This is a genomic window from Undibacterium umbellatum, from assembly GCF_014284125.1.
GTDB classification, from domain to species: Bacteria; Pseudomonadota; Gammaproteobacteria; order Burkholderiales; family Burkholderiaceae_D; genus Undibacterium; species Undibacterium umbellatum.
Window position 1 is genome coordinate 693,974 of sequence record NZ_JACOFX010000002.1, and the last position, 10,866, is coordinate 704,839.

9 protein-coding genes and 1 other RNA gene are annotated in these 10,866 nt (G+C 48.3%); 4 read left to right on the plus strand and 6 right to left on the minus strand.

Going from position 1 to position 10,866, the window contains the following annotated elements; genetic code table 11:
• Positions 1-15: 15 nt before the first annotated feature.
• From H8L47_RS07430 to H8L47_RS07445, 4 genes are all read left to right on the plus strand, one after another.
• On the plus strand, positions 16-1,017 hold the full coding sequence (locus H8L47_RS07430; protein WP_186952899.1) for an extracellular solute-binding protein: 1,002 nt from the start codon (positions 16-18) through the stop codon (positions 1,015-1,017).
• Between the two features lie 190 nt (positions 1,018-1,207).
• Positions 1,208-2,764 (plus strand): ABC transporter permease, encoded by a 1,557-nt coding sequence (locus H8L47_RS07435; RefSeq protein WP_186952900.1) that lies wholly within the window; start codon positions 1,208-1,210, stop codon positions 2,762-2,764.
• A gap of 9 nt (positions 2,765-2,773) precedes the next feature.
• Positions 2,774-3,862 (plus strand): ABC transporter ATP-binding protein, encoded by a 1,089-nt coding sequence (locus H8L47_RS07440; protein ID WP_186952902.1) that lies wholly within the window; start codon positions 2,774-2,776, stop codon positions 3,860-3,862.
• Between the two features lie 198 nt (positions 3,863-4,060).
• On the plus strand, positions 4,061-4,885 hold the full coding sequence (locus tag H8L47_RS07445; RefSeq protein WP_186952903.1) for an ExbD/TolR family protein: 825 nt from the start codon (positions 4,061-4,063) through the stop codon (positions 4,883-4,885).
• Between the two features lie 142 nt (positions 4,886-5,027).
• Here the strand turns inward: H8L47_RS07445 and H8L47_RS07450 are convergent, their stop codons facing one another.
• The 6 genes from H8L47_RS07450 to H8L47_RS07475 form a co-directional block, all read right to left on the minus strand.
• Entirely contained in the window at positions 5,028-6,353 is a 1,326-nt protein-coding gene (locus H8L47_RS07450) for a toll/interleukin-1 receptor domain-containing protein (RefSeq protein ID WP_186952905.1), read from the minus strand.
• Between the two features lie 714 nt (positions 6,354-7,067).
• Positions 7,068-7,427: a transfer-messenger RNA gene (gene ssrA / locus H8L47_RS07455) on the minus strand.
• Between the two features lie 44 nt (positions 7,428-7,471).
• Complete coding sequence (locus H8L47_RS07460) at positions 7,472-8,149, minus strand: HAD family hydrolase (protein ID WP_186952907.1); 678 nt, start codon at positions 8,147-8,149, stop codon at positions 7,472-7,474.
• Positions 8,150-8,201: 52 nt separating this feature from the next.
• Positions 8,202-8,906, minus strand: coding sequence for a bifunctional 2-polyprenyl-6-hydroxyphenol methylase/3-demethylubiquinol 3-O-methyltransferase UbiG (ubiG, locus tag H8L47_RS07465; RefSeq protein WP_186952909.1), 705 nt, complete (start codon positions 8,904-8,906; stop codon positions 8,202-8,204).
• A gap of 180 nt (positions 8,907-9,086) precedes the next feature.
• Positions 9,087-9,743: an outer membrane protein OmpA gene (ompA, locus tag H8L47_RS07470; RefSeq protein ID WP_186952911.1), complete on the minus strand. Its 657-nt coding sequence runs from the start codon at positions 9,741-9,743 to the stop codon at positions 9,087-9,089.
• Positions 9,744-10,050: 307 nt separating this feature from the next.
• Complete coding sequence (locus H8L47_RS07475) at positions 10,051-10,623, minus strand: OmpA family protein (RefSeq protein ID WP_186952913.1); 573 nt, start codon at positions 10,621-10,623, stop codon at positions 10,051-10,053.
• Positions 10,624-10,866 lie beyond the last annotated feature (243 nt).

Consider the following 10,866-nt stretch of genomic DNA (forward strand, 5'->3'; position numbering starts at 1 on the left):
TATTAGGTGCCACAAGTGAAAAATCTGAAATCGGTGATTGCTGCATCCCTTGCTTTGTTGTCCTGCTCCACAGCTGCCTGGTCTGAAGAAGTGGTTGTCTACTCGGCCCGCAACGAACAATTGATCAAACCCCTGTTTGACGCTTACACCAAGCAAACAGGTGTCAATGTCAAGTTCGTCACCGACAAGGAAGGGCCGCTGATGGAGCGGCTCAAAGCTGAAGGTGCAAATACTTCTGCCGACGTATTCATTACTGTTGATGCAGGTAATTTGTGGCAGGCAGCCAATCAGGGTTTGTTGCAAGCAGTTAATTCCCCGATACTCAATGCCAACATCCCGGCGCACTTGCGTGATCCTAAAAATATGTGGGTAGGTTTGTCGGTGCGTGCCCGTACGATTTTCTACAACACACAAAAAGTCAAACCAGAAGACCTCTCAAGCTATGAAGATCTGGCCGATGCAAAATGGAAGGGGCGCCTGTGCCTGCGCACTTCCAAGAAGGTGTACAACCAGTCCCTGACCGCAATGATGATAGAAGAACATGGTGAGCCCAAGACAGAACAAATTATCAAGGGATGGGTAGGCAATCTGGCAACAGATGTTTTCCCGGACGATACCAAGATGCTCGAAGCCGTGGGCGCAGGTCAATGTGATGTTGGTATTGCCAACACGTACTATTATGGCCGTTTGATGGACAAAAATCCCAAATTGCCGATTGCTGTGTATTGGGCTAACCAAAAGACCAAGGGCGTTCACGTCAATGTGTCGGGTGCGGGCATCACCCGTCACGCAAAAAATCCGGCAGGCGCACAGAAATTGATAGAATGGCTGTCTTCGGATAAAGCACAAAATCTATTTACCGATCTGGACATGGAGTACCCTGCCAATCCAGCGATCAAGCCGCATGCAAAACTGCTGGCCTGGGGAACATTCAAGCAAAACTTGATCAATGTCACCAAGGCGGGCGAATTGCAAGCAAATGCAGTCAAGCTGATGGACCGGGCGGGTTATAAGTAAAGCTGTTCATTGATAGTCGATGCTTGCTCTTGAAAGAGGGCAGGCTTACAAAAAAGCGAGCAATCCAGTGCTCGCTTTTTCCATTTTTTGAATTGTCGTTTTTAAGTATATTTTGATACCTATATACCAATACTGCTTGGCTGCAAAAAGGTGGTTGACAGGGTGGCGTTTGGCCGCCGGTCTGGTTTCTATGCTTACCTTGATACCCCTGGTCGTGGTGTTGGCTTCGTTTTTGACGCCGCAGCCAGAAATTTGGAAGCATCTGGCTCAGTATGTTTTGCCAGATTTGTTCTTGAACACACTCTGGCTGCTACTGGGCGTAGCGGCGGGTACAGGTTTGCTGGGCGTCAGCTTGGCATGGCTGACGGCCGTGTGCGAGTTTCCAGGGCGACGGTTCTTCTCCTGGGCACTGGTATTGCCACTGGCCATCCCGGCCTATGTGACAGCCTTCGTCAGCATAGGTTTGCTGGACTTTACCGGGCCGTTGCAGACCTTGTTGCGCGACTGGTTTGGCAGCAGTGCCTGGTTCCCACGCATACGATCTACTGGTGGCGTCATACTGGTGATGTCCATGGCACTGTTCCCCTATGTCTATTTACTGGCGCGTAATGCTTTTTTGACGCAGGGCAAACGTTCGCTCGAAGTCGGCCAGTCGCTGGGCCTGTCGCGTTGGCAAGGCTTCTACAAAATCGCTTTACCCATGGCGCGCCCCTGGATAGCGGGTGGCATCTTGTTGGCCCTGATGGAAGCAATGGCAGATTTTGGCACAGTGTCAGTCTTCAATTATGATGCCTTCACCACCGCAATCTACAAAGCCTGGTTTGGTTTGTTTTCCCTGTCGGCAGCTTCTCAGCTAGCTTCGATTCTGGTGCTACTGGTATTGATGCTGGCGCTGGGCGAGCATTTTTTGCGCGGTGATAAGCGCTATAACGTTATTGGCAAATCCAATCAATCCAAAATTCATCTGGGCCGACGTTCGCGCTGGCTGGCTTGTTGTTATGCCAGTGCCGTGCTGGCAGTCGCATTTGTGATACCAGTGGCGCAGTTATTGGTGTGGAGTGTGCAGGTATTTGCAACTGATTTCGATGCCCGTTACCCTGCATTTGTCTGGCATTCGATTTTATTGTCCGGCATGGCGGCTGTTTTGGTCGTGGCTGCAGCACTGGTACTGGCTTATGCATTGCGTCTGTACAAAGACTGGCCGACTTTGTTCTTTGCGCGCCTGTCTACCCTGGGTTATGCCATCCCCGGCACCGTGCTGGCGGTCGGCATTTTTATTCCGGTGGCCTGGCTGGATAATCAGATGCTGGCATTCCTCAAGCCCTGGCTGGATATCAAGGACAGCAGCATCCTGCGTGGGACGCTGGTCGTGATGTTGCTGGCGTATGCCGCACGCTTTCTGGCACCTGGCTTTAACGCCATAGACAGCGCAATGCAGCGCATTACCCGCAACCAGGAAGACGCAGCGCGCAGCATGGGTGTCACCGGCCCAGCACTATTCCGGCAAGTGTATTTCCCCTTGCTGCGTGGAGGTATCGTCAGTGCAGGCTTGCTGGTATTTGTCGATGTCATGAAAGAGATGCCGATTACCTTGATGACCAGGCCATTTGGCTGGGATACCTTATCTGTACGCATCTTTGAAATGACCTCAGAAGGACAATGGGATCGCGCCGCCTTGCCCGCCATGGCTCTGGTGCTGGCTGGTTTGATACCGGTGATCCTGTTGACTCGCCAATCAGAACACTAAAGCAAAAATATGAGTGCATCAGCTACACCAGAAAAGCGCGCCAATCCGGTACTGACATTGAGTGGAATTGCCCATGCCTATCAAGACAGGAACACCTTCTCAGGACTGGGATTCTCTCTGGAGAAAGGGCAGATAGCATGCTTGCTGGGGCCATCAGGATGTGGCAAGACAACAGTCTTGCGATGTATCGCAGGTTTTGAAACCATAGGCCAGGGCAGCATACATGTGAATGGCCAGCTGGTCAGTACCGCACAATTTTCCTTGCCTGCGCATCAGCGCCATATTGGCATGGTGTTCCAGGATTATGCCTTGTTCCCGCATCTTGATGTGCAGAGCAATATCGCATTTGGCCTGCATGCCATGGGCAAGGCAGAGCGTGGCTTGCGCGTGGCAGAGTTGCTTGACATCGTAGGTCTGAATGAAGTCCGCCATGCTTATCCGCATGCGCTGTCTGGCGGCCAGCAGCAACGTGTTGCCCTGGCCCGTGCACTGGCGCCCAAGCCAGACTTGCTATTGCTGGATGAGCCATTTTCCAATCTTGATACAGAATTGCGTGAACGCCTGGGCCTGGAAGTCAGAGCCATACTGAAACAGCAAAACACCACAGCGATACTGGTTACGCATGACCAGAATGAAGCATTTGCCATTGCGGATGAAATCGGCGTCTTGCATCAGGGCCAGATGCAGCAATGGGATACGCCTTACAATTTATATCATCAACCGGACAATCGTTTCGTCGCCGACTTCATTGGTGAAGGGGTCTTCATCTCCGGCACCGTACTTGCACCAGATAAAATAGAAATCGAATTGGGTATCGTACCCGCCAGAATGCCAGAAGACTGCTGCCTGGGTTGCATGGTAGATGTGCTCGTCAGGCCCGACGACATCATTCACGATGACCTCAGCCCCGTACATGCAACCGTTGTGTCCAAGGCATTCCGGGGAGCAGAATTTTTGTACACACTGGAATTAAGCAGTGGCAGCCGCGTACTGTCCCTGGTGCCCAGTCACCATAACCATGCGCTGGGTGAGCAGATAGGGATACGGCTGGAAATCGACCATGTGATCGCGTTTCATACCCGCGGCGATGGCAGCTGAGCAGGAGCGCAAGGGGATGCCGTAGCGTCAATCAATTCAGCCAGCTTGTGGATGACCAGAGTATAGGAAATGCGCTCCTGCTCCATTCTTAAATTAGGGCTGATGCGTTGGTGGTACCGTGCGGGTTATATTGATTCAATCATGATCAATGCTTGAATTTCTTTGACTTCGTAAAGTCTTTTTGCATTAGGAATGAGTATGAAATTTAACTTCATCTTGGTCGGTTTGACGATTGGATTTTCAGCGGTTACCCATGCTCAGATGCAAAGCGCCGCCAACAAAAATCAAGCGGCGGCGGTTGCTGCAAACACTCCTGTCAAAACAAGCTCAATGACCATATCACTGACTGCAAAAGGAGCTTATACAATAGGCTCAGATCGGGATAAGAGCCCAAAAAAAACAGGTGTATTGGTTGGCGCTACGCATGTGGCTGCATTGAATAAAGAATTGCTGGAAGTGAAAAATGGTGCAAGTGATGTTGCGATCACCATCAAAGCGGAGCGCGCTACCAAATTCCAATACCTTGTTAGTGTCATGTCCACAGTGGCTTTGCAAACTACCAGGAAATTTATACTGGCGACAGAAACGAGTCAATGTACTGTGCATGTGCCGTTAGATGGCTTACCCAAGAATGTTGCATATCTCACTGTCCAGATTTCTGCGGGTGGCGACTATGCCCTGCAACTGAATGACAAAGATGGAAAATCCAAGGGATCGATTGTAGCCTACAAGCACGACAAGATCGCGAACCTGAATGATGCCTTAGTCCAAGCCAAAAATACGCATGCAGCTAGTTACGCTCTCATCAACGCCGACAAAGACGCCCCCATTCAAGCTTACGTTGATTTAATCAATATGCTGAACTCAGCGTCTATTGATAGACACATGATTGTTGCCCAGAGTGGCAGCGGACCGACACAAAATGCGCCTGAAAAAAATCAACCCAAAACACAGCAACTTCGCATAGACGAGCTGGGCGAGCAGCAGAAGCAATTGCTGGAGGAGTTGAAGAAGATGAAATAGTCAATTACCTTATGGTTTTATTCACGGCCGACTTTCAAGCAATTCTAAACCGACCAATTTACTTGTACTGATGTCGCTTAATCCCGAGCTAGGACGGTATCGTCCTCTATCTTGATATGATTTTATCAAAGTCTTTAAATCTTCAAGTTCTTGAATCCGCCATCCCAATTAGTGGCTTCACTTTAGCAAAATATGTTTTGGATGTTGATCTCACGAATATTTCAAATGCACCGTAGGCACGACTTGAAAATATTAATGTTTCTGGAAACCAGCTACAAGTTGATTTTGTTGTTTGCATTTCAGATCGAAGAAATGCGACGAAGTCTGCTTGCATCAAATAGCGAAATTCTAGCCCAGAACTTTTTGAACGTTCTAGTAGTAGATCTGCCCGAATGCTTAATCTTTTAAGATCCAGTCGCTTTTTTCTATGTTCCATAGTACCTAATGGCCACCAGAATATTTCATGATTTACTAGTGAAAATTGCCCAACATTTTCGTCTGCTTGAGCATAATACTTTGGCCCTAGAAGGGCTTCGGCATATTCAAATTTTTCAAATTTCAAGAAAACTGCAAGCGCATATAAAAATAGCTCATGAACTATGAATTTAAAATTGTCGGCCTCCCAGGTCCAGTAGGTGTTTCTGTCTCTTGGGGCGTTTGTATAGGTGAGGAGTCTTTCAAGAAAGCGTTGAACTTTTTGAGCAAAATCGGAAGTTGAGGTGTAACTAGCTATCGCTGTAAATAATTCTATAGCCTCGTTGCGAAATGGAAGTAAATCATGAATGCTATCGACAATTTTTTCATCATAATCATTAGCTCCATTGCCTTCTATGCGAAATCGTTCCAAATTCTCAAAAAATAAAGTGAAATATTCATCAACTGCACCCGAGGCAGTTGGTTTATTGTTCTTGATCGCGTCGATACATCGTTTCAACGTTGCTGTGGTTCCAAGTGTCAATGTTGGAGCATCGCTCAAAAAAGCGGGCCGCTGCCCAAGAGGTGGCGCTACGTGTAGCGGTTTGTCATAAATCCATCGCAGGAGTTGTTCAAAACTTTCTTCAAAACGTTCTGAATCGCACATGTCTATGTACACCCGCGATTTATAGTAGGTCGGTAGACATACTTTTCCGTCCGCATCCTTTTCAACAATTACCGCCACAAATTTTTCTTGTTTTTCATTTTCATAGACATTTTTTGAAATAATCTGAGTTTCTGTTCCAACACCTCCAGAACGATCATCAGCTTTGGCTGAATAAACGGCGTCCGAAATTATCGCAACTTTCAAAATGGTCTTATCAGTGACCATTTGCTCCATAAATGTAAACATGTCCTGGCCTACTTTCAGGTGCCATTTGTCCAAGATCACATCAACACCTGACTCTCTTAAGCGTGTGGCGAGTTCCAATACCCACTGCTCATGATCAACACTAGACCAACTATATGAAATAAAAAGTTTTGGGGCGTCCATGCTTATTGCTCACAGTCTTATATGGGAGGTGGAAAACTATTATTGAAAATATATCTTACCAGGACTGTATCGCCAAGAACTTCTATTGTCCACCCCTGGCGCGCAGACATCCCCCCACCACGCCTGCCCGCAAGAGCTGACGCAATTTGACGCAAATTTCTCGGCAAATTCAACGAAGTGGGGGAGGGCGGGGAAATGTTGATTTTAGGTTTGAGCTAGGGGAAACCCTAACATCACTAACCCTATTGAAAAACGAGTGTTTTTCCCTGCTAAGTCTTTGATTTTTAAGAAATTGCAATATTAGGGTTAAAACCTAACCTCAACTAACCCAAAACCTAACACTCTTCTAAGTGCTTGATATTAAAGGAAGTCTCTTTTTAGAGAAGTTAGAATTTAAAAGCTAACCTGATTAGGGTAAGGTTAGTAAATCAGTTAGGGTTTTCCCGAGGGGTACCTTTTTTAGAACGGGCGCACTTTTCTGCCTTTTTTGCCAAAATTTGAGCAACAAAAAAACCATTCTATGATTCATGGCCAGATATCTACATCTATGCAAATCAAGGCCGTATATGACGTCTGATTTAGGCAACAAAAAAGGCAACCGAAGTCGCCTTTTGATGCTGTCATTATGTTGTCATTCCGGTGCTAAAACAGCCCCAAAACACTCAATTTTAATGACATTGAAAATATCTAATTCTTTGATTTTAAACAAAATATTGGTGGAGTCGGCGGGAATCGAACCCGCGTCCAGAAGCACTCTACAGACAGTTCTACATACTTAGTGCTGCCATTTGATTTAATCCTGACGACGCGGACGCACACGCTGCGGCAGGACGAGTTACCTATTATTTAATCGAGAGTCAAGTAACCCGGCTCAAGACGATTCCATATGAATGTCCTTACTGCTGTTGCCAGCCCACCCTATGGACGAAGTGGTGTAAGGTTAGCCGGTATTAAGCGGCTAATGCGTACGAGTTATCGTTTGCAGTTATATAGTTCAGATTGTATTTACGAGGTAGTCTGGCCTCGGTATGCCCTGCGCTGCTTTGCAACCCCTGTCGAAACCTGGTCGACCCCTAAGCATTGCTAGTATATCCCATATATAGGCTGGTACGGAAGATTCAAGAGCCCACGGACTGTAAATGTTTGGCGCGTACCAGTTCCAGTAGTTCCAGCGGGCTGTCGATGATGGCGTCGGCTTTCCAGTGCTTGGGTTCGGTGGCTCCGCAGTAACCCCAGGCGGCGGCGACGCTGGTCATGCCTGCGGCTTCTGCCGCTTGTATGTCGCGCAGGTCGTCACCGACGTACCAGCAGTTTTCTGAACGTATGCCGAGCTGCCTCGCTGCTTCCAGTAAGGGGGCAGGGTGGGGTTTGGCATGAGGAGTGGTGTCACCGGAGATGACGCAGCGTGCTTCCTGCAAATCCAGCAATGGCATCAGCGGGCGCGTGAAGCGCATGGCTTTGTTGGTGACTATACCCCAGGCTACGCCCATGACATCGAGGCCGCGCAGCAGGTCAGGCACTTGCTTGAACAGTTTGCTATGGACGGCGATGGCGGATTCATATTGATTTAAAAATTCAATGCGCATGGCTTCGTAGTCGGGGTGTTCTGGCGTGATGCCAAAGCCAGCGCCCAGTAAACCGCGGGCACCGGCCGATGCATGGGGACGCAAGCTCTGGTAATGGACGGGTGCCAGTTGGCGGTTTTCCCGCATGACATTGACGGCTGCGGCCAGGTCGGGGGCTGTGTCGGCCAGTGTACCGTCCAGGTCAAACAGGATTGCTTGTGGAGTTTGCATAATAAAAAATTAAAAGCACGCCTTCATGATTGATGAAGGCGATTTGTTAAGTTCACAGCGGGCGCGTACAGGCAACCATGTAGTTGACGCTGGTATCAGCATTCAGTGAATAGATTTGGGTGAGGGGGTTGTAACTCAAGCCCTTCATCGCATGTAATTCGAGACCGGCATTGCGGATGTCTTGTGACAATTCTGCGGGAGTGATGAACTTGGCATAGTCATGCGTACCTTTGGGCAGCATTTGCAGCAGGTATTCTGCACCGATGACTGCGAACAAATAGGCCTTGGCATTGCGGTTCAGGGTCGAAAAGAATAAATGGCCACCGGGTTTGACCATTTTGGCGCAGGCTTTGATGATGGATGCGGGGTCAGGCACGTGTTCCAGCATTTCCATGCAGGTGACGATGTCGAATTGGCCAGCCTCAGCTTCTGCCATGTCTTCAGCGGCGATTTTTTTATAGCGCACACTCACACCAGATTCCAGGCCATGCAGGTCTGCCACTTTGAGCGCCTTGTCAGAAAGGTCTATGCCGGTGACTATGGCGCCTTTTTTTGCCATGGATTCTGCCAGGATGCCGCCACCGCAACCAACGTCGATGACTTGCTTGCCCGCTAGCGGTGCGCGCTGGTTGATCCATTCCAGTCGCAGGGGGTTGATTTCATGCAGTGGTTTGAATTCGGAAGTGGGGTCCCACCAACGATGGGCAAGTTCACTAAATTTCTGGATTTCTGCGGGATCAGCGTTCAAGGTCGACATGATGTGGTCTGAAGTGCCGGGTCAGGGCATGAGCTGCGAAACCGCTATTGTAGGCGATTCAGACAGGTACTGCATTGGTGAAAAACAAACATCGGATGGAAATGATCCGTATCTGTTTTTGTGCAAACTACAAAGTAAAAAACCCGCCGAAGCGGGTTTTTTACAGAAGCCAGGCTTCGATTACTTAACGTTGCGTGTACCAACAACTTCGATTTCAACGCGACGGTTTTTAGCGCGACCATCAGCTGTTTTATTGTCAGCTACTGGTTGTTTTTCGCCTTTGCCTTCGGTGTAAACACGGTTAGCTTCGATACCTTTGCTTACCAAGTAAGCTTTGACTGCTTCAGCGCGACGGATAGACAATTTTTGGTTGTATTCGTCAGAGCCTACAGAGTCAGTGTGACCAACAGCAATCACAACTTCCAGATTGATGGATTTCAATTTGGATGCCATGTCGTCGAGTTTGACTTTAGCTTCTGGTTTCAGAACAGCTTTGTCAAAATCAAAGAATGCATCAGCTGCGAACGTTACTTTTTCAGAAGTAGGTGCAGGTGGAGCAACTGGTTTTGGAGGCACAACTGGTGTTACTGCCGGTGCTGGTGTTACTGCGGCTGGTGCAGCTGGTTTTACCAGTGGTGCATCGCAACCTGGAACTGCGTCAGCAGGTGTCCAGTAGCCTGTGCGCCAGCACAGACCAAATGGGTCACGTGCAATTACACCGCGACCATCTTGTACATAGGCGCTGTGTGGCTTGTTAGCCATGATGTCTTGTTGTGCGGAAGCAGAAAAGGATGCTACTGCGGACGCTGCGATAACGAGCTTGACTAAATTTTTCATATTTCTCCTCTCGGGTGAGATTATTACCGCAGATGAACTGCGCGAAATTACTGCATAAAACCACATATTAACACGGCGATGATGACATTACTATTTCGTCAAACATCATCAAGCCATTTATCAACATTCGTTCTATTTTGCCATATTCAGCAAGTTTAAGACGAAAATTGTTAAATCGGCAAAGTTACACTTAGTCAAATATGTCGCATATTTACAACTTAATATGCACTTTGGCAAGTTAATACCAGTTTCAAAAGGGGAAATTGTTTATTTAAGGCCAAGCTTTGGTGACTTTTCCCCGTTGAGTTTACTTGGCCAGGCCACGCCCCTCTATGACAATGCGGCGGTTTGGTGCCATGCATTCCATCAATTTGGCTTTGGGCTGTTTGTCGTCGCAAGCCTTGATTTGTTGGGTTTTGCCCATGCCCATGGTCTCCATGGAAGTATTCAGACCCTTGCTGCCGAGGTAGGCAACCACGGCATCGGCATTTTTTTCCGATGATTTTTGGGTTTGCGCATGGCTACCGTTCAAGTCAGTATGGCCACTGACGACGATCAGGTCGACTTTGGCGCAGTTGGCTAGTTTGGCCATGACTTCATTGTCGATGCGTTCCTTGCCTTTGCTGTTAAGTGTAGATTTATTGCGCTCGAAAATTTCATCACTAGGCAGGGTGAGGGCAAAGTCGCAGCGTTTGGGTGGGGCAGGTGGTGCTGGCGGGGCGACTGGTGCTGGAGGTGTAGCTGGTGCGGCGGCCGAGGCGGGGGCTTCTGGGCTTTGTGCTGCTGACGCAGGTGCTGCTGGATTGGATTGGGCAAATACAGTTGCTATAGGGAGGGTGAATGCGGCAAGCGCGCAAAGTGCTGTCAAATTCTTTAACATGGTTGTCTCCGTGGGGGGTGTTGATTATTTTGAGGGGTGTTTTTTATTATGCTTTTGATTAAATCATATAAATTTGCGCTCAGGCTGTCATTTGAACGACAGTGTTGCAAACCCTTGCTTGGCAATTTTGCTGGCTACAGGCAGAGTTTGGCTGACTTAATTGCTATAAATGGAATTCAGGGTGGGAGGCATGTTAGAATCAAGAGTTAAACGTCAGTCTTTAATAGTCTTAATAAGATGTCA